The following is a 17,329-nucleotide window of genomic DNA, read 5'->3' as shown; positions in this document are numbered from 1 at the left end:
AAAATCTTTCTCTCTTCTCTCTTCCTCTGCGCCCTCTGCGCCCTCTGCGGTTAAAAAAAATCTAATTCAAAAATGAAATAGAATTAACATGATATCAGACTCCCTAAAACTGCACAAAGAACAGAAAAGTTTCGGTGGCAAACTCGGCTTTTACAGCCATCAATCCTCCGCTTGCAACAGCGAGATGAAATTCGCTGTTTACCAGCCGCCGCAAGCTTTGTCTCAACCCGTACCCGTCCTATATTTTCTATCAGGTTTAACCTGCACAGAAGAGAACTTTATGGCAAAAGCGGGGGCGCAACAATTTGCGGCAAAATACGGGTTAATGCTGGTGGCGCCCGACACTAGCCCGCGCAATACTGGTATTCCTGGGGAAGATGAGGATTGGGATTTAGGAAGTGGTGCGGGTTTTTATGTTGATGCGACAGCCGCACCTTGGAATTCTCACTATCGAATGTACAGTTATGTGGTTGATGAATTGCCCAATTTAATCGCCAAAAATTTTCCAGCGCTACCGGAAAAACAGGGAATTTTCGGTCATTCGATGGGCGGCCACGGGGCTTTAATTTGCGCTTTGAAAAATGGCGATCGCTATCTTTCAGTTTCCGCTTTTGCGCCTATTTCCGCGCCAATGAGCTGCCCTTGGGGACAAAAAGCTTTTGCAAACTACCTCGGTGGCGACAAAGAGATTTGGAGGGCTTGGGATGCTAGCGAATTGGTGCTTGAGGCGCAATACAACCGTCCGATTCTGATTGACTGTGGCACGGCTGATTCGTTTCTTGCTGACGGGCAGTTGTTGCCGGAAGTGTTCGCACAAGCTTGTGCAAAAGCGGGACAGCCACTAACTTTAAGGATGCAGGAAGGTTACGATCATAGCTATTATTTTATAGCTACTTTTATGGAAGATCACATTCGCCATCATGCGGCTGTTTTGTGCGGGTAATTCATTCAGTTGACAGTTGACAGTTGACAGTTGAGGGCGACCTCTACCTAGAAGGAAGAGGATTGGAGTAATGAATAGTTTTCTTTTAATTTCTCGCCTTTAAGGGAGAGGCTTTAAACCAATTCTTTCTGGTAATATCAAATCCGGTTACATCTTACATCTTCGCCATTCTCAAGAACAGGCAAGATGCCTGTTCCACAAAAAGTGAATTTCTTGTGGGGTGGGCATCCTGCCCATAAAAGGCTTATTGAGAATGGTGCAACATCTCAGTTACAGCCGAATGATACAAACGAGTATTTTTGCACTATCTATGGGATCAGGTGCGCGCACCCTACAAATCGAGTAAATTCGCTTGTACGACGACAGGTATTTTCGGTTAATTAAGATTAATCGGAAATACCCAGTCTTTGTACTTGCTGTCGCGATTTTCGATAATCCCGGTTAGTTTGTCCAAAATCTTTTCGGTGATGGGTCTATTTTGGGACAATTGATAGTTTTCCACTCGATTAATTGGCGTAATTTTGGCTGCGGTTCCACAGAGGAAAATCTCGTCTGCAATCAACAGTTCTGATTTATCAACTGGTCTTTCAATGACTTCTATTCCTAAGTCTCTGGCGATAGTTATAACGCTGTCTCTGGTAATTCCTTCGAGAATATCTTGCTCGAAACCGGGAGTAACTAATTTACCGTTTCTGGCGACAAATATGTTCATTCCTGAAGCTTCGCTGACTTTTCCCTGAGTGTTCATCATAATAGCTTCGTCGAAGCCAGATTCTACGGCTTCTGTTTTTGCTAAGGCTGAGGTGATGTAGGCGCCGCTAATTTTACCTCTTAAGGGCAAACTGCGGTCTTCTTGCCGGTACCAAGAGCTAATTCTACAGTTGACTCCTGCTTTGGGCAAGTAGTCTGAGAGTTCTAATCCGTAGACAAAGAAGTCTGTTTCTACGTTGTGCAGTCGGGGGGCAATTCCTAAGCTGGATGTGTAGATGAAGGGGCGGATGTAAAAGGATTTTGTGGGCTGGTTTTTCTGGACAAAATCAATGATTATTTGTTGGATTTTGCTGGCTGGCAAATCGCAGTGGAGGAAGCTGGCACTTTGGCTTAATCTTTGACAGTGGCGGTCTAATCTAAATAGTAAGATGCGATCGGCATTTTGGGGGTCTGGAATTCCCCGCAACCCGCCTAAAACTCCGGTTCCGTAGTGCAGTGCGTGGGTGGCTATGGAAATTTTGGCGTCGGTAAATGGGAGAAATTGGTTTTGAAAGTAGGCAATTGGTAGAAAACTATCCATGATTCAAGCTGGCGATGAGTTTTGCAGTCCGCGAGGAAAGCTGAATTTGGTTATATTACCATAAGTTATACCATTTTAGATTTTATCTTTTATATTTTATATTTTAGATTTACAATGACTGATTTGATATCAGTTTGGAGGTTGTCAAAAGTTACCCTTTTTTTTATTAAATGAGATGATTATTGTGTTATTCGAGGGAGCGATAAAATAATATAAAATGCGGTCATTTGGGTTGATAATTGTTTTGGGAAAAAGTGCGATCCTCTTCTGCAAGCTTCGCTAACGACTACAAACAAAAATCAACCAAGGGGCAACTATGGCACGTAAATGTTTCATCATTGAAATGGGGATGGGTATAGACCAGCACGGGCAGGAACCGACTGTAGCCTGTGCAAGGGCTGTACGAAATGCGATCGCCCACAATGCTTTGCTGGGGGTCTGGGAAGTGGCGGGTTTGACTGACCCGAATCAGATGATTGTTGAGGTTAAGGTGGCGGTTCCTTACCCGGAACAAGTGCGGGAACAAGAGGTGTTAGCGGTGCTGCCTTTTGGTAGCAAAACTCTGATTGTGGAGCAAGGAGGCATGATTGTCCCAGGAAGGGCGATCGCCTCTCTGAATGATAAAAATGATGAAATGCTAATCGCTGTGGCGGCTGTGACTGTTTTTGTGGACACTGAGGACTAATTAATTGGGTGTTGTTTGAATAAATCTGCGGTGAAATTACGATCGCCCGATCGCACTTGCCTGTTTCCGCGATCGGGCGCCTGTCTGTTAAAAAATGATTAATTTAGGCTAAGTCTCAGATCGCCAAAGGTAGAGTGCGATCGTCTCAAACCCGATCGCACTCTACCTCATCTACCTAATATTACGGCTGGCTGGTATCTGCCAACATTTGGTTAACCATTTGCAAGTGTGCCTGAAGGTTCGGCAACTTCTGGGTAGCCCAAGCCTTCAACTCGGGATCTTGTCCCTGTTGAGATTGAGCCTGAAACAAAGCAATAGCCTGATTGTGGCTCTCGATCATAGCCTGCTTGTAAGCGCTGTCAAAACTTGTACCAGAGAGTCCCGAAAGTCGCTCCATCAAAGCTGTGTTCTGGCTGCTCATCTCGGTTGGCAGTTTTACCTCTTTTTGCATTGCTAACTGCATCAGTTCTTCATTAGCCCGAGTGTGTTCCTCAACCATTTCTTGCCCGTATTGTTTCACACTAGGGCTCGAACCCCGCTCCACGGCCAACTTACCTAGCTGCACTTCCAGCATACCAATTTGACCTGCTTGCATGACAAAGTTTTTGTCTTGGCTGCTGAGAGAATTAGGCGAAGTTTCGCCACCTGTTGGAGTGTTGGGAGAACGGCTGGGATTGTTGTTGATGGGGGTATTTGGAGAACTGCCGGGAGTGTTATTGGTGGGGGTATTTGGAGTGTTGGGAGTAGTAGCATCGTCGGTAGCGTTATCAGCAAGCTGAAAAACCCGATCGCCCGACTGGTTGAAGCCGTGAGTCTGGCGGTTTAATTCTGCGAATCCGGGCACAGCTATCAAGGAACTAACGCCCGCAATTCCGGCAACTGTTACCAATTTTTTGAACAAACTTTTGCGATTGAGTGAAGTCATGAATTTCTAAGCCTCTAAGTTGTTTTCAAAAGTATGTGAAGCGAAGCTATCCCGTAGGGAATCGCCAGAAACTACCGATGGGAGGGTGTGCTGCCTTTCCTAAACAAGTTGATCAAACCAAACGCGCCCAAGGCCCCCAGCCACCCCAAATTGTTGGGGCGATCGCGCCGAGCACTCAAAACTCCAGAATTAGTATCAGCCGGCGTCGATGTGGTACCGGTTGTATCGGTTGTACCCGTTGTGCCCGTCGTATCGGTTGTACCCGTTGTACCCGTTGTACCCGTGCCCGTCGTATCGGTTGTACCCGTTGTACCTGTCCCTGTTGTATCGGTTGTACCCGTTGTACCCGTGCCTGTTGTACCGGTTGTACCAGTTGTACCTGTCCCTGTTGTATCCGTGCCCGTCGTATCGGTTGTACCAGTTGTGCCGGTTGTACCCGTGCCCGTCGTATCGGTTGTACCAGTTGTACCAGTTGTGCCGGTTGTACCCGTGCCCGTCGTATCGGTTGTACCACTTGTGCCGGTGCCGGTTGTACCAGTGCTGGTTGTCCCCGTTGTACCCGTGCCGGTTGTACCAGTGCTGGTTGTATCGGTTGTACCAGTTGTACCAGTTGTACCGGTTGTACCCGTGCCCGTCGTATCGGTTGTACCAGTTGTACCGGTTGTACCCGTGCCCGTCGTATCGGTTGTACCGGTTGTGCCGGTTGTACCCGTGCCCGTCGTATCGGTTGTACCACTTGTGCCGGTGCCAGTCGTATCGGTTGTACCCGTGCCCGTCGTGCCGTCTGTCGTACCCGTTGTGCCAGTCGTGCCTGTACCGGTTGTGCCCGTGCCGCTTCCAGTACCGTCGCCTGACTGGGCAGAAGCAGGCACTGCGAAGGAAACCGTTGCTAAACCTAAAGTACAAGCGCTTGCTAAAACAACTTTCAACAATTTAGAAGATTTCATGGTAATGCTTGCTTTTGCGTAGAATCCTGAGATCGCTTGTGATGCCAAAACCCCAGGGCCAAATTGACAGCGTAACGTGCAACTTTTCTAACCTTTGCTGCGGAATAATAATGAAGGTAAAGGAGCATATTTAGTCCCGTTTCCTCGATTATTTCCCCCGGATAAATTAGACTGCCACGTTAACAGTTTATAAGCTATTAGGTATCGTTCAAGTTCGCCATTCATCTTTAGGAATATTTGGCAAAATGGCGTTTTATTTCAGGTGGTGGATGATATTTGATGGGGCGGCAGACTAGCTAAATCAAAATTTGTGTACGGGGGATAAAAAGCGGGTTGAACTGAAAAATTTTGGGTTGAGTAACGAAACATATACGCATCAACCGGGTTTCTGAAACAAGCGTGCGGTTCTTCCTGTAAATTTTCTCCGGCGCCTGGTGCTTTGAGACAGAAATTCTTGATTTTCTCACCGTCAATTTTGGGTTAGCCCTACGCCCTAGGAGTTAGTTTCAAATTTTTTGAGCGTGATTTTTCCTTAACTTGCTGCTGGCTATTTGGACACTGGCAGAATACCGCTCAAACTTTCCCAGAAACTAAATTATCTCAAAACGCCCGATCGACCGTTTTGAGTCGCCAGAGCGCCTGTAAGCCCGAAAAAGCAAGGCTTTTGACTGGATTTTGACTTGCCTAAAACAGAAAGGCGAACTGAGGGCTATCCGAGTCGGGCCCGCACGACATTAAATTAACCAGCGGCGGCGCAGTCGTCAGAATTGCTTGTGAGTGCGATCGGGCAAAACCTTGATATAGTAAAGCCAAAGGTATGCCAGAGAGCGGTTCTTCTCTCACAAATTTCCCCAGCGGATATCAACTATGCTGCATCGAATTCTTGCCAAAAGTCGCTATCTAATGATAATTGCTGTACTCGGTTCTTTTGTAGCCTCTGGGACGCTTTTGATCTACGGTGCCCTGGAAACGATCGCTACCATCGGCTACATTATCACTACAGGGCCAATTTCCAGCGAAAACTCTAAAACACTGATTCTGTCCTTTTGTCGAAGTTGTAGATTTGTTTCTGCTAGCCACAGTATTTTACATTACGGCACTCGGACTTTACGAACTGTTTATTGACGATCGCATCAAAGTACCAGACTGGCTAGAAATTCACACCATAGACGACCTCAAAAGCAAACTCACCAGCGTGATCGTCGTCGTATTGAGCGTATTATATCTCGGTCAGGTAGTTAAGTGGAACGGCGCGGATAACATCCTTCCCTTGGGAGCAAGTATCGCTTTAGTAATCGCTTCACTGACGTATTTTTTGAATTCGCAGGTAAAAAAGTCCAAGTCAGAGTAAGGCCTGTTTGAGCAGCGAAACGACCCAAATTTTGCTAATTGAGCAACGGTAACAAAATGGGACTCTCGGCTCACAATAAATTTTAGATAAAACCTGTTAATCACTATAGCAATCCTCGCAGGATTTGTAGGAATGCTCGTTACCAGTTCAAGGGAAAGCAGGGTTCACAGGCGAGGAAGAGCCGATCTAATTCTGTGCTGAGGCTCTTCCTCGCTGACACGGTTTTCTTTCGAGCGAACTGGGAACCACTTATTTAAATTTATCAACCGATTGCTATATAATTGTCATCTATCAATAGGATGAATATTATTAATTTTACGTTCGCTCGGAAGTGATAATTTGACAATCGCATCAAGTCAAACAGAAAGAGATTTTTCATTTTTAGATTTGAGATTGAAGGATTGAGGAATTGAGAACTAGAGCGCTCAATCCCTCATTTTTGGCTGAAAATGCTATAGATCTTCCATGTTTTGAGTAGAAATTTTAAATTGGGGAATCGAAGGAAACATGAGGGAGAGATATATTCCTCATATTTTCCTCTAATTGCTATAAAATTGATTAAATAGCTCTTGGGACAGATGGCTGCACTATTACTTATTCGATATTTTAAAAATAGTAAACTTTGTTACAGAATTTATGCTCACTTCATCCAATCCTCTGAAACAAGTATTCCACTGCCCGGAAGAATCTGATTTTTACTCGCACTGCTTGGAAAGTTTAGTGTTAAATGCCAGCGACAATTCTAGAATTATCGTAGAGTTTGGTTCGGGAGAGGGAAGTCCAGTTATTAAGTCTTTGCTGAGAACAGATTTTGACGGGGAAATACAGGGATTTGAGCTAAATAATGTAGCTTGGAAAATTGCTCAGTCTCAAATTAAGCAATATCAACTCAGCAAACAATACACGGTCAACAATTGTTCTTTTTTTGATTCGCCTTTATACCAGTCGGCGGATTGTGTGATCTCCAATCCGCCTTACTTGCCGGCGGTGGATAACAAGATTTATCAGCCGCTGTTGCACGGCGGGAGTGATGGTTCTACAATTGCTAAGAAACTTTTATCTTTGGGCTGCGACCAAGTTTTGCTGATGGTTTCTAGCTATTCTAATCCTGTGGGTTTGATCGATTATGCCTTGGATCGAGGTTACTCGGTTGCGAATTTTGAGATTGCACCTTTAAATTTTGGCTATTACAGTTCGGAACCCAAGGTGAAAAACGCGATCGCCAATCTCCGAAAACAGGGCATGGCTTTTTATTCGGAAAATATCTATCTGCTGGCTGGAGTTTTGTTTAAGAAGCAGCAAAAGTCGCAAAGAGATTTGTCGATCGAACTAATTCAGTTAATGACAGCTTTTTAAAATACAGCGTGCATCTGAGATGTTGCACCATTGTCAGCAACAGGCAAGATGCCTGTTCCACAAGAAATACACTCTTTGTGGAACAGGCATCTTGCCTGTTCCTCAAAGGCTTATTGAGAACGGTGCAATATCTAGGGTGCATCAGTATCTGACTCACCCTACTATATAGCCGTTAATTCTGTTCTGCGGCTTGGATCGATCGCACCACAGCAGCACCAGCCCGATCGCCGATCGACTTCTCCTGATCGTACCCCAACACCAACTCCCACGCCTCCTGCGGGTATCTGTCGGCCAGTGGAATCGCCACTTCATCCAACATCCAGCGCCCGTGACGTTCGTCTTCTCTGATGTGCAGTTCCCAATAACCCATTGCAGCTTGCGAGAGGTTCAGGCGCTGGGCGGCGGCTAGATAATTGCGGTAAGCCACGGGCCCGGCTACTTCAAAATAGGTGAGTCCGCCGTTGTAGCGCAGAAAATGGCGCTTGCGTTCGGTGAGGAGAAAGTTGTGATTGATGCTGGCGAGCACTTGCCAAGGCACCAAATCGAAATACGCCTCCGGTTCCGTGCTCATCCCGAATTCTGCCAGCATTTGGGCAAAATAGGTCGAGTGTTTGCGGGCTAAGCGACCGCCGCCGTATTCTTCGATCAGCACTCGGGTAAGGGTGCACTGAATTTCGTTGCCGGCACCGCCGATGATGCGAGAAACGCGGCTGGCTTCCACTAAACCGTCAAAGGAGGCGATCGCCAGCAAGTGCTTGTATCCCGCTTCAGTCATCTGTTCTCGCAGGTAGCGATCGATCTCAGTGAGCTCTGGATCGACATCGGCGGCGGCGCGATCGCGCAGGGCTTGCTTGACATCCTCGATGTTTTGCAGCGCTGCAACGTCGATTTGGGCGATTTCCCATTGCTGCCAGGGTGCTTCGATGCGATCGCGCACTGACCGCAAATAGTGCGATCGCTCGTTGTTGTAGCGGCGCAAATCGTCGTACCAAAACAAGTTGAGGCGGTTGATGCGGTACAGTACCCGCTGCAAGAAGCGGTGAGCGGCCTCGTCGGCGGCATCTTCCTGATAAGCCGATCCCAGGGCAAAGGCGATCGCGCTTTCAAAATCGCTGACGAGTAAAGGTTTTGCCGCCACCGTCTTGTCTAAATCATCTACCTCTAATAAGTTGACAAATTGGCGATCGGCTGCTTCATAATTTGGAAGTGCGGGTTGCTTTTTAGGAAGACTCGGCGAGTCTATTTTTGGGAGTAAGTCTGCGGTATTTTGCATGGGATAGAATTCTTCTGGATCTGATTATTGTGCTGTCTGCCAAAACAGCCAACCGTTGCAGATTGCTGGGAATAATGGCTACTTTTCTTGAAGATAGCTAATCTCTCAGCACGATACACCTTTCTATTGATAGATATTTTTTAGTTTTCCTTGTTCTCTGCTCTTGCTTTAACTCACTAATTACTTCTGACTGCCTCTGGGAGCGATCGAGTAATTGGCGCTAATATTTCAGCGTCTTGTTTAGCAGGCACTGCTTCCCGCCACGCTGTGATACCGCCTGAGAGGAAAGCTAAATTAAAACCTATTTTTTGCAATTTTTGGTAGGCTTTAACCGATCGCCCTCCCCGCGCACAATAAAGTACAATAGTTGGTTGAGTTTGATTAGATTTGACAATCGATCGAGCAATAGCTTGCACTTGCTGGACACCGAATCCAGCTTCAATGTCAATGAGGGGAACCAGCGGACTTTCACCGATGCGATCTTCTGCGTACTCTTCCGGCGATCGCACGTCAATCAAAATCACCGGTTTCAACTTACCCTGCTGCAATTAGGCAACAGTTACTTTTTCTGAATTTAAACTGGCAATAAAAGTAGGGATATCCATGCGATTAATTAAGGAAACTGCACTCAGAGAACTCACAGCAACTAATATCGCACCAAGCGTTACAGGCAAAGGGCGAAAATAGCGACTCATGCCTTGTTTTAATTTGTCATTGAGCATTTTAATGTTTCCGAAAAACGGATAGAGTAATTGTCCGATATAGCCAACAGGTATGCGATCGGAGACACCATATTTTCGGGGTCTTTTCCCTGCTGGCATATACAGAGTGCCAAACAGTAAATCTAACAGTGGTAACTGAACAGCAAAGTTTTTGTTATTTATTTTGGGAATTTTACTGTGATGCCATTGATGAAATTGTGGGGTAGCCACAAACCATTTTAGCACGCCAAATTTGATAGTAATATTAGCATGAATCAAAAACGCGACCGCCGCAGAATAAAGAGCATAAACTACGAAAGTTTCTTTGCTAAATCCCAACCAGTAAAGAGGCATCATTTTGCAAATCTGAGTAAAGAGTTGCTCGCAGGGATGCACCCGCACTGCTGCTAACCAATCCATGTGTTCGATACTGTGATGGACTGCATGAAATTGCCAAAGCCAGGGTATTTCATGCAGCATTCGGTGAGCGATATAATATGCCAGATCGGAAATTACAATTGCTTCTAAAAACTGCAACCAGATAGGTTGAGAGGCTATTTTGCTTTGCAATTCCGGCTTGAGTAAATCAGTCATCAGCGACAAGGTTACAGCCACAACAATAGCGCCTGCCCTGCCAATAAAGTGGCCTGTAAAAAAATAGGTAGCATCGGTTGCCCATCCGAGACGGAATATCTTTTGCTTGTGCAAGGAAAAGATTCTTTCTAGGGGAATGAAGATGCAAGCTAAGATGATGAAACCTTTGAGAATTTCAAGTGACATGAGATTCTGATTAATGTCGATATTTACTTAGACACTTCACTACTACCAGCAGCGCAGACAGGAACATTATTTTGAAGGATCGGGTTGGCTGGTTTTATCTTGCCAGGGGAATCTGCTTCACACAGAATCGATATTGTGGTCATTGCATCACCTTGATGTACGAATAATATAGCCCCGACATAGCTGCGAAGATTATTGTTGCGGGCTACCCCATAACTAAACGCAGCATTTTTGGTAGCTATGGCTGAATAGTTATAGTTGGTTGTCTGAGTTTTAATGCCAAGTCCTAAAGCAGAAATAGAATTGCCAAAAGCACTATTTTCCGCAAAATAAGCTTGCTGACCTTTGTTCATTGAGGAAACATATTGCTTAGCTTCTGACTGCATGGCTTTATACGGCTTACAACGGGCAAATTCAGGGAGGGCGATCGCACTAAGTATCCCAAGAATTATCACAACCACAAAAAAGTCAATAATCCGTGAAGTTCCTCCACGAGATTTATATTCATTTATGGAACGCAAATCTGGCTGATAAGTTTTTGCCACAGATTTAAGCTTTTTTATCGGCCACAAATTTTGCCGATCGACTCTTGCGACAGATTTAGGTTCTTTGATGGGTTGCAAGTTTGTGCGATCGACTCTTGCGACAGATTTAGGTTCTTTGATGGGCCGATCGGGTTGATAAGTTTTTGCCAAAAATTTCGATTGTTCGTTGATTTGATTGAGTTCAGGCTTTTCTTTGGGCTGTATATCGACTCTGGCGACAGATTTAGGTTCTTTGATGGGCCGATCGGGTTGATAAGTTTTTACCGAAGCTTCGGATTTTTGGTTGATTTGGTTTAGTTCAGGCTTTTCTTTAAGCTGCATACTTGTTCTCCAAATGTTTTACACGAGAGGTTTTTAGACGATTGTTCGTTTGAGGAGATGTGCGATATTCGGCTTTGAGGTAGCGCCTCTTTGACCTTCGATCGAGGATTTGCCAACCTGGGCGATCGCACTTTCTACCATATTTCTATTAAATCACGTCACTATTTGAGAACATGAGTGAGTTCTCATCGACTTCTCATCGACTTTAGACATTAGTGGTATTTAATAGCGCGACTGACTATAATTGAATAAATGATTAGAGGAACGGTAAGTTATGGCTGTGCAGTTGCTCAAAAGACTTTTCACCGTAGAAGAATACCATCATATGAGTAAAGCTGGGATTCTTTCCGAGGGCGATCGCGTAGAATTGATAGAAGGAGAACTTGTTGAAATGGCTGCTATTGGAACTCGTCATGCTTCATCTGTGAGGCGCTTAGCCAGACTGTGCAGCCAAATTCCCGAAAATTTGGCTACTTTTGACGTGCAGAACCCCGTCCAGTTGAGCGATCGCACGGAGCCACAACCTGATATAGTATTGCTGCAACCTCGCGCCGATTACTATTCAACCGCCCATCCCCTCCCATTGGAAGTTTTACTGTTAATAGAAGTAGCTGACAGTTCCATAGATTATGATAGAGATGTGAAACTTCCTATTTATGCCCGATCGCAAATTCAGGAAGTATGGATTGTCAATTTACAGGAAAACTGCTTGGAGGTTTACCGCCAGCCGACTGTTAACGGTTACAGTTTAATGCTCAGGTTTTGGCGGGGCGACGAAGTTTCGCCGCTGGCTTTTCCCGAATTTGTAGTTAGTGTGGATTTGGCGATCGGCTAAATTGGGATTATTTGCATTGTAGGCGATCGCAAAAATACTCCTCATACAAACTGCATCTCGCACTGCAATAATTGCCCTCCAGTTTCACCAACCCCATACTATTTAATTTAAACCCTAATTCTAACTTCAATCTAACCGGATTTGAGACACTCACAACCTCTCTCATCGCCTCGATTAATTCTGGATATTTTTCTAAATTCCACAAATGCCGGCGCAAATGATCGCTGTAAATTCCTGCCTCCGTTGTCGCCGATTTCACCAAATTATTTAAAGTCACATCTTGACAGACAATGCGATACATAGCCAGCCGCACTAAATAGGGATGTCCTCCTACTAACGCCATCAATTCTGCAACTTCTGTCGCACTCCAATTCAGTTTGTGTCGCGCTGCTAACTCTTGCACTTGCTGCGAGCTAAACTCCGACAATTCGATCGGCAATCCGACATTAAACGGCGACTTATTGACATCCAGCGGGATATAAACTTCCGTGGAATGTACTACAATTAAACGAAACTTTTTCCAAATATCTCGCCGTTTTGCTTCTTCGTGCAAAGCGCGCAACAACCCAAAAAAGTCATCGGCAATTTCCGGCGATTCAAAAAGGCGATCGCACTCATCCAAACCCAATGTCAGAGGTGGTGACGATTCCGACAGCAAATACTGTTCAAAAAAAGCTTTACAGCACTGATTGCTGCCAATTAAATCTGCTAATTCCCAGCATTTAGGTAACTGATCCAGCATTCCCAACTCTTGACCGACGCTAGCACAAAACCACTGCAAAAATGTATCTGAATTCGCGAAAACTCTCCTATTTGCTAGCTGGAAACTCAGCGCTACCGTGCGAGAACCTTGCTCTTCTGCATGATGCAAAATCCGCGCCATTAAAGAAGTTTTCCCCATCTGTCTGGGTGCTTTGATGCGGATCAGGGCTCCCGGTTGGGCGATCGCCTCGTAACAGCGGGATTCTATCGGAGGGCGATCGATATAAAAGCGAGAAGCTAAATCTACCTGTCCTCCCGGCAATTCTGGCGCGGCTGCTGGTATGGGTTGAATTATCGAATTTTTTGTGCTAGGAATTTCGCTCAAATTGACAGCTAATTCATGGTCTGCATTTAAGGATGTGCGACCTTCTTTAACTACGGTTAAAATTTCTGAAATTAACTTTGATGAGTCGGCCGCAGACCGCCAATGCCAAGACTGGACTCCTGCTAAATAATGCAATAAATCAAAAGAAAATGGTGCATTTAATTCAATGCAAATTGGTAATATCGCTGGTTTTTTATTAGTTAAACTGTGCAATTCTTGGGCTAGCTGTACTTGTTCTAAGATCATTTCGCTAGCGGCATATTCTGCGGAGATCGGTAATAGCAAATAATCGCAAAGCTTTAAATATGAGTTGTCTTGGCTGCTGTTGTTAACTAAAAAGACTTCGTGGCTAGCAAAAGTCAAAGCTTGGTGCAATTGTTGAATCAGGGTGTGGTTTGGGTTCGCAAGCGCGTTAGCGTTAGCGAAGCGATCCGAAGGAAAGCCCGCCCCTACGGGAGACTCATCAACGAAGAGGATCGCAATTTTGGCTATTTTGGCTGCTATCGACTGTGTTTCTACCGATTCGCACTGGGTCTCAAAATCGGCTATATCGCGCCATTCCTGGCCCAAGCCGCGACAAATTTCGATGAAATTGGCATAATCCACAGGTTTGCCATTCAGGAAATGACTGACAGTAGATTGGGCTATCCCTAAATCCTCAGCCAAGATTTTCTGACTGGGAAAGCCATTTCTCAGCAGAGACGATTTAACTGCGGGAATGTACTGGAGATGCAGCCTGAGCGATCGAGGCATTGCTTATAACGATCGAAACACTAAAACCATGATAAATGCCTATTGTCCCTAAAGTCGATAAAAAGTCGATGAAAAGTCGATGAATTCTCAAATAACTCACTCGTCAACTCAAATAGCGGCCTGATTAGATGAGAAACAACAAGGTTGAATCCCATCAAAACGAGGTAAAAGCATTGTGTATTCTCTCCTAATTTTGTCGCTGGCGTCAGCTACCGATCAACCAGGTTTCGCCTTCACACCGCCGATATTGTTGCTGGGAGTTGTGCTAAGTGCGATCGATCTATTAATTCAAAAAACTCAGCCACAAAAATACAGGTTTTATTTGCCAATAATGGGAGCTTCTGCTCTTATTGAATCATGGATTTTGTGGGGAAATTATGATGAATGGAGGATAATAAATGAAGAAGATTTGAACGGGCATTTTAACTCGTGGAATTTTGACATATTATTATGGATGGGGATATTTCTCGCCCTGAGTATCTGCTTTCGACCAATTTTTATGAGAGTCAGAGGACGCAATTTCAATGATTGCTTAGTATTTTTGATAGTTTTTTGGATACTAGTCACGATCGCTCTTCCATCATTTCTTCTTAAGGTAAATAAGGCTAAGCAATCGGAAGCTAAACAGTATATTAGTTCAATGAACAAAGGTCAGCAAGCTTATTATGCAGGAAACAGTGCTTTGACCAATTCTTTTGATGCTTTAGAACTTGGGTTTAAAACAGAAACAAACAACTACAAATATTCAATTTGTGCAACTAAAACAGCATCAATTCATTACGCAGTAGCCAAAGAATCGATGCTTAAAAATTATGTCGGCGGTGTCTTTATAGTTCCTGTATATTCAAATTCTGCCAAAGATGAAATGATGACTGAGACCATACTCTGCGAAGCTGAAGATAACCGTTTAATTAAATTTAAACCAGCAGATGAACCAGCGGAACCAACTTATCAAAATGGCGAGGTTATTTGCGGTAAAGGCACAACAGAATTGACCAGATAATCTAACTAAGCAACTCTCACAATATTTCAGCTTGATAACTAATACCAGATCCGAGTTTTTTACCCCCTTTATTCTTTAATCGGCGCAGGCCGATTTTGTTTGTGTAGTAGCGGTTTCAACCGCCGAGTGTTATGGGCTTTAAATGCTGTACCGATATCGTTTGTAAGTTCGACAGTCCGACAGGGAATGAATTCCCTGTCTCATAGCGAAAGTCCTCTCAAAGAGGACTGAAAAGCCAATTAAATAAACCTCTTAATCCTCAATTTTAAATCTAAAAACTCCAATCTCAAATCAATAATTACCAATCTAAAATCTCAAATCTAAAATTGATAGTCGGTTAAAACCGACTTTCGCATTGAGGCAGGGGTTTAAACCCCTGCCGGACTGCGGGTTTGACCTTAAATTGACTGCTAACCGCCCCAAGTCGATGCAAAGTCGATGAAAAGTCGATGAATTCTCAAATAACTCACTCACCAACTCAAATAGCCACCTGATTAGATGAGAAATAACAAGGTTGAATCATATCAAAACGAGGTAAAAGCATTGTGCATTCTATCCTAATTTGGTCGCTGGCATTAGCCACTAATCAACCGGGTTTCGCTTTCACACCGCCGATGTTTTGGTTGCTGCTGGGGGTTGTACTAAGTGCGATCGATCTATTTATCCAAAAAACTCAGCCCCAAAGATACAGGTTTTACCTGCTGATGATGGGGGCGGCTGCTCTAATTTCATCCTTTATTTTGTGGAGAGGATCGGTAGCATTTCAGTTTAGTTGGGCGAATGTAATGTATGAAGATTTTGACTGGCAGATATCCTACTGGATGGGAATCTCTCTCGCCCTGAGTATCTGGATTAGACCGATTTTCATTGTTCGCAAAAAGTTTGTGATTCCCGAAGCCACCGCAGCCACAACTATCTCCGAAATTTTATCGGGAGAAATCGGAATGGTGATTTATGAAGGTGCTTCTTGGAAAGCTCGCAATGAAGATTCCCAAGGAATCGCACCCAGACAAAAAGTTTACGTTTTGCGCCGCGAAGGAAACACGTTGATTGTCATACCTGACAGATTAATTAGCAACAGTTAACTGCTCAATCAATCGGCGATTGAAATCGCTTCTTGTCAAACAAAGTCCGCCTGCGCAGACTAAGAAATCAAGATCGAGCGGCGATTGAAATCGCTTCTTGTCAAACAAAGTCCGCCTTCGCGGACTAAGAAATCAACTTTCAACTTCAACTATTTACCAGGAGATTCACTATGTATCAGTATTTTTTGATGGTGTTGTTTGCAATCACCGGAGTATCTTTAATCAGCAGCGTTAAAATTGTCCGTCAAGGAGATGAAGCTTTAGTTGAGATTTTCGGAAAGTACGATCGCAAAAAACTCGAACCGGGTTTGACATTTCTGATTCCCTTTGTCGAAACAGTTGCTTACAAACAAACTCTGCGCGAGCAAATGTTAAAACTGCCACCGCAACAATGTGCAACTCGCGATCGGGTTTTTGTCACTCTTGAATTTATTGTGTACTGGCGAATCATTGACTTAGAAAAAGCTTCCTACAAAGTGCAGAATCTCAAAGAAGCTATGTTCAATATGCTGATTCTTTCGATTCGGACTCAGATTGCTCAATTAAGTGTCGAGGAACTTCATACAGCTCGCCATCAACTCAATAATACTTTAGTGGAGGAGTTGGATACAACGACCGATCCCTGGGGTGTGAAGTTTACGAGGGTGGAATTGCGCGATTTTGTAGTCGGCACTAAAGCGATTAAACCCGAATATTCCGACAAAAAAGAAGCACAAAAGTTGCGATATTAGAGATTAGTATTTCCTCGTCTTCCTCGTTCCTCCTCGTTGCCAGGCTCTGCCTGGTAACGCAGATCCAGAGGCTCTGCTTCGCTGCATTTAATTGAGATTTTTAGGACTAAAGTCCTGACTACAAACAAAGAGGATGCAATACCATGAGTAAAGAAAAATTTCCGTTATCTAGCCTTTCACTTTATCGTTACGAATGCTTGTTGTTTTTAATCTACGTCGGAGTAATTGGCGTGCTAGCTCGCCCCTCATTTATTGATCGGGTAATTCTGGAAATTCCATCGGAACCAAAACATTATCTTAGCTCACTGAACAGAGAGCAAAAAGCCTATTTTGCTCAAAAAAACACTTTTGCTAATTCTGTTGAAGCGTTGGGAACAGGCATTCAAACTGAAACCCCAAATTACAAGTATTTAGTTCGCGCCACCAAGCAAGCAGCATTTAATTACGGAGTATCCAAGCACTCAAAAAGTATAAGTTATGTCGGCGGTGTCTTTGTATTTCCTGCTAAAGAAGTTGAGCCAAATGCTGCCAAACATGAACTCAAGACAATAGCCATATTGTGCAAAGCTGATTCTCCCGGTGCAATTCAACCGCCAGAACCGACTTATCAAAATGGTAAAACTGCTTGCAGTAAAGGCACGACAGCAGTAACAGAATAGTCGAATTCTAGGGCGGATAATGACAGCCGATTACGAGTTCAAATCGGTATTTAATTGA

Annotated in this window: 19 protein-coding genes; 10 read left to right on the top strand and 9 right to left on the bottom strand. The window is 44.3% G+C overall.

Features of this window, described 5'->3' with window-relative positions; translation table 11 throughout:
* The first annotated feature begins 88 nt into the window (after nt 1-88).
* Entirely contained in the window at nt 89-943 is an 855-nt protein-coding gene (gene fghA / locus QUA58_RS06595) for an S-formylglutathione hydrolase (protein ID WP_333393387.1), read from the top strand.
* Nucleotides 944-1,319: 376 nt separating this feature from the next.
* On the opposite strand, the gene QUA58_RS06590 is transcribed toward fghA, so the two are convergent.
* Nucleotides 1,320-2,234, bottom strand: a complete 915-nt coding sequence (locus tag QUA58_RS06590; protein ID WP_333247852.1) for a branched-chain amino acid transaminase — start codon at nt 2,232-2,234, stop codon at nt 1,320-1,322.
* 316 nt (nt 2,235-2,550) lie between these two features.
* Here QUA58_RS06590 and QUA58_RS06585 point away from each other — a divergent pair, with 316 nt between their 5' ends.
* Nucleotides 2,551-2,919, top strand: coding sequence for a Lin0512 family protein (locus tag QUA58_RS06585; protein ID WP_190736353.1), 369 nt, complete (start codon nt 2,551-2,553; stop codon nt 2,917-2,919).
* A gap of 181 nt (nt 2,920-3,100) precedes the next feature.
* Here QUA58_RS06585 and QUA58_RS06580 read toward each other — a convergent pair whose 3' ends face one another.
* The 3 genes from QUA58_RS06580 to QUA58_RS06570 form a co-directional block, all read right to left on the bottom strand.
* Nucleotides 3,101-3,844, bottom strand: coding sequence for a DUF4142 domain-containing protein (locus QUA58_RS06580; RefSeq protein ID WP_333247854.1), 744 nt, complete (start codon nt 3,842-3,844; stop codon nt 3,101-3,103).
* Nucleotides 3,845-3,915: 71 nt separating this feature from the next.
* Entirely contained in the window at nt 3,916-4,791 is an 876-nt protein-coding gene (locus QUA58_RS06575) for a hypothetical protein (RefSeq protein WP_333247855.1), read from the bottom strand.
* 684 nt (nt 4,792-5,475) lie between these two features.
* Nucleotides 5,476-5,634, bottom strand: coding sequence for a hypothetical protein (locus QUA58_RS06570; protein ID WP_333247857.1), 159 nt, complete (start codon nt 5,632-5,634; stop codon nt 5,476-5,478).
* Between the two features lie 24 nt (nt 5,635-5,658).
* Here QUA58_RS06570 and QUA58_RS31485 point away from each other — a divergent pair, with 24 nt between their 5' ends.
* The 3 genes from QUA58_RS31485 (at nt 5,659) to QUA58_RS06560 (ending at nt 7,498) form a co-directional block, all read left to right on the top strand.
* Nucleotides 5,659-5,916, top strand: a complete 258-nt coding sequence (locus QUA58_RS31485) for a YqhA family protein (RefSeq protein WP_445243723.1) — start codon at nt 5,659-5,661, stop codon at nt 5,914-5,916.
* Nucleotides 5,855-6,142 (top strand): YqhA family protein, encoded by a 288-nt coding sequence (locus QUA58_RS06565; RefSeq protein ID WP_333247859.1) that lies wholly within the window; start codon nt 5,855-5,857, stop codon nt 6,140-6,142. The genes QUA58_RS31485 and QUA58_RS06565 overlap by 62 nt, the downstream gene beginning before the upstream one ends.
* Before the next feature lie 636 nt (nt 6,143-6,778).
* Nucleotides 6,779-7,498, top strand: coding sequence for a methyltransferase (locus QUA58_RS06560; protein WP_333247861.1), 720 nt, complete (start codon nt 6,779-6,781; stop codon nt 7,496-7,498).
* Between the two features lie 172 nt (nt 7,499-7,670).
* Here the strand turns inward: QUA58_RS06560 and QUA58_RS06555 are convergent, their stop codons facing one another.
* The 4 genes from QUA58_RS06555 to QUA58_RS06540 form a co-directional block, all read right to left on the bottom strand.
* Nucleotides 7,671-8,771, bottom strand: a complete 1,101-nt coding sequence (locus QUA58_RS06555) for an iron-containing redox enzyme family protein (RefSeq protein WP_333393386.1) — start codon at nt 8,769-8,771, stop codon at nt 7,671-7,673.
* A gap of 176 nt (nt 8,772-8,947) precedes the next feature.
* The gene (locus QUA58_RS06550) at nt 8,948-9,295 is read right to left on the bottom strand and encodes a rhodanese-like domain-containing protein (RefSeq protein ID WP_333393406.1); all 348 of its coding nucleotides are present in this window, start codon (nt 9,293-9,295) and stop codon (nt 8,948-8,950) included.
* A 24-nt stretch (nt 9,296-9,319) separates the two neighbouring features.
* Nucleotides 9,320-10,252 (bottom strand): sterol desaturase family protein, encoded by a 933-nt coding sequence (locus QUA58_RS06545; RefSeq protein ID WP_333393385.1) that lies wholly within the window; start codon nt 10,250-10,252, stop codon nt 9,320-9,322.
* A gap of 23 nt (nt 10,253-10,275) precedes the next feature.
* A complete protein-coding gene (locus tag QUA58_RS06540) occupies nt 10,276-11,118 on the bottom strand; it encodes a type IV pilin-like G/H family protein (RefSeq protein ID WP_333393384.1) in 843 nt (280 codons plus the stop codon).
* A 274-nt stretch (nt 11,119-11,392) separates the two neighbouring features.
* Here QUA58_RS06540 and QUA58_RS06535 point away from each other — a divergent pair, with 274 nt between their 5' ends.
* Nucleotides 11,393-11,953 (top strand): Uma2 family endonuclease, encoded by a 561-nt coding sequence (locus QUA58_RS06535; protein WP_333247869.1) that lies wholly within the window; start codon nt 11,393-11,395, stop codon nt 11,951-11,953.
* 7 nt (nt 11,954-11,960) lie between these two features.
* On the opposite strand, the gene QUA58_RS06530 is transcribed toward QUA58_RS06535, so the two are convergent.
* Nucleotides 11,961-13,793 (bottom strand): AAA-like domain-containing protein, encoded by a 1,833-nt coding sequence (locus QUA58_RS06530; RefSeq protein WP_333393383.1) that lies wholly within the window; start codon nt 13,791-13,793, stop codon nt 11,961-11,963.
* Between the two features lie 175 nt (nt 13,794-13,968).
* Here QUA58_RS06530 and QUA58_RS06525 point away from each other — a divergent pair, with 175 nt between their 5' ends.
* The 4 genes from QUA58_RS06525 to QUA58_RS06510 all read left to right on the top strand — a co-directional run bounded on the left by QUA58_RS06525 (nt 13,969) and on the right by QUA58_RS06510 (nt 17,271).
* On the top strand, nt 13,969-14,796 hold the full coding sequence (locus tag QUA58_RS06525) for a type IV pilin-like G/H family protein (RefSeq protein ID WP_333393382.1): 828 nt from the start codon (nt 13,969-13,971) through the stop codon (nt 14,794-14,796).
* Nucleotides 14,797-15,341: 545 nt separating this feature from the next.
* A complete protein-coding gene (locus QUA58_RS06520) occupies nt 15,342-15,881 on the top strand; it encodes an NfeD family protein (RefSeq protein ID WP_333393381.1) in 540 nt (179 codons plus the stop codon).
* Between the two features lie 170 nt (nt 15,882-16,051).
* On the top strand, nt 16,052-16,612 hold the full coding sequence (locus tag QUA58_RS06515) for an SPFH domain-containing protein (protein ID WP_333393380.1): 561 nt from the start codon (nt 16,052-16,054) through the stop codon (nt 16,610-16,612).
* Between the two features lie 143 nt (nt 16,613-16,755).
* Nucleotides 16,756-17,271 carry a type IV pilin-like G/H family protein gene (locus QUA58_RS06510; RefSeq protein ID WP_333393379.1) on the top strand — a complete coding sequence of 172 codons (516 nt, stop codon included), beginning with the start codon at nt 16,756-16,758 and terminating at the stop codon, nt 17,269-17,271.
* Nucleotides 17,272-17,329: the final 58 nt, after the last annotated feature.

This window comes from Microcoleus sp. N9_A1 (genome assembly GCF_036701795.1).
Lineage (GTDB): Bacteria > Cyanobacteriota > Cyanobacteriia > Cyanobacteriales > Microcoleaceae > Microcoleus.
Note: the sequence above shows the minus strand (reverse complement) of the source record. Positions and strands in the feature narration are given on the sequence as shown.

Coding starts and splice junctions, on each gene's coding strand:
- fghA (WP_333393387.1), top strand. CDS start 89: ATGATATCAGACTCCCTAAAACTGCACAAAGAACAGAAAAGTTTCGGT.
- QUA58_RS06590 (WP_333247852.1), bottom strand. CDS start 2,234: ATGGATAGTTTTCTACCAATTGCCTACTTTCAAAACCAATTTCTCCCA.
- QUA58_RS06585 (WP_190736353.1), top strand. CDS start 2,551: ATGGCACGTAAATGTTTCATCATTGAAATGGGGATGGGTATAGACCAG.
- QUA58_RS06580 (WP_333247854.1), bottom strand. CDS start 3,844: ATGACTTCACTCAATCGCAAAAGTTTGTTCAAAAAATTGGTAACAGTT.
- QUA58_RS06575 (WP_333247855.1), bottom strand. CDS start 4,791: ATGAAATCTTCTAAATTGTTGAAAGTTGTTTTAGCAAGCGCTTGTACT.
- QUA58_RS31485 (WP_445243723.1), top strand. CDS start 5,659: ATGCTGCATCGAATTCTTGCCAAAAGTCGCTATCTAATGATAATTGCT.
- QUA58_RS06560 (WP_333247861.1), top strand. CDS start 6,779: ATGCTCACTTCATCCAATCCTCTGAAACAAGTATTCCACTGCCCGGAA.
- QUA58_RS06555 (WP_333393386.1), bottom strand. CDS start 8,771: ATGCAAAATACCGCAGACTTACTCCCAAAAATAGACTCGCCGAGTCTT.
- QUA58_RS06545 (WP_333393385.1), bottom strand. CDS start 10,252: ATGTCACTTGAAATTCTCAAAGGTTTCATCATCTTAGCTTGCATCTTC.
- QUA58_RS06540 (WP_333393384.1), bottom strand. CDS start 11,118: ATGCAGCTTAAAGAAAAGCCTGAACTAAACCAAATCAACCAAAAATCC.
- QUA58_RS06535 (WP_333247869.1), top strand. CDS start 11,393: ATGGCTGTGCAGTTGCTCAAAAGACTTTTCACCGTAGAAGAATACCAT.
- QUA58_RS06530 (WP_333393383.1), bottom strand. CDS start 13,793: ATGCCTCGATCGCTCAGGCTGCATCTCCAGTACATTCCCGCAGTTAAA.
- QUA58_RS06515 (WP_333393380.1), top strand. CDS start 16,052: ATGTATCAGTATTTTTTGATGGTGTTGTTTGCAATCACCGGAGTATCT.
- QUA58_RS06510 (WP_333393379.1), top strand. CDS start 16,756: ATGAGTAAAGAAAAATTTCCGTTATCTAGCCTTTCACTTTATCGTTAC.